The organism is Mesorhizobium sp. M7A.F.Ca.CA.003.01.2.1 (assembly GCF_003998945.1).
GTDB classification, from domain to species: Bacteria; Pseudomonadota; Alphaproteobacteria; order Rhizobiales; family Rhizobiaceae; genus Mesorhizobium; species Mesorhizobium ciceri.
In genome coordinates this window covers 1-470 of record NZ_RZRA01001656.1, presented here as the reverse complement: position 1 = coordinate 470, position 470 = coordinate 1, and the positions used below count along the sequence as shown (strand labels likewise).

Annotated in this window: 1 protein-coding gene; it reads right to left on the bottom strand. The window is 57.0% G+C overall.

All coding sequences use genetic code 11. The features are described from left to right. Window positions 1-470, bottom strand: a 470-nt coding sequence (locus tag EN969_RS34790; RefSeq protein WP_127419973.1) for a GntR family transcriptional regulator, incomplete at both ends; no start/stop codon positions are given.

Below are 470 nucleotides of genomic sequence, written 5' to 3'. Positions count from 1 at the left end.
AGGTAGTCATAGGTCGCCGTCTTCGAAAAATCCTGCTTGTCATAGTCGGGGATAAGGCTCGGATTGACGAAGCGCTCTTCGAGTTGCACCGGCAGATCGTTCTCGAAATTGACGACGACGGAATGATAGATCGAGACGCGCTTTGGAAATTCGAACGACAGCGCCAGCTCTTTTGTCGGCATGATGGTTTCGAGGACGAGGACTTCGGAACGATGTCTGTTGCCGCGCTCGACGATCTCGGCTGCGATGTTGTTGATCTCGATCAGCGTCGACTGTGGCCGCGGTGGCGCGATGAAGGTTCCCACACCTTGCAGGCGGATCAGAAACCCGGCCGAGGTCAATTCTCTGAGCGCCCGGTGAACCGTCATCCGCGAGACGCCGAGTGAAGCGACCAACTCATTCTCGGACGGCAGCTTGCGATCTTTGCCCCACCGGCCCGTTCCGATGTTTGCCAGGATGTAGTCCTTCAC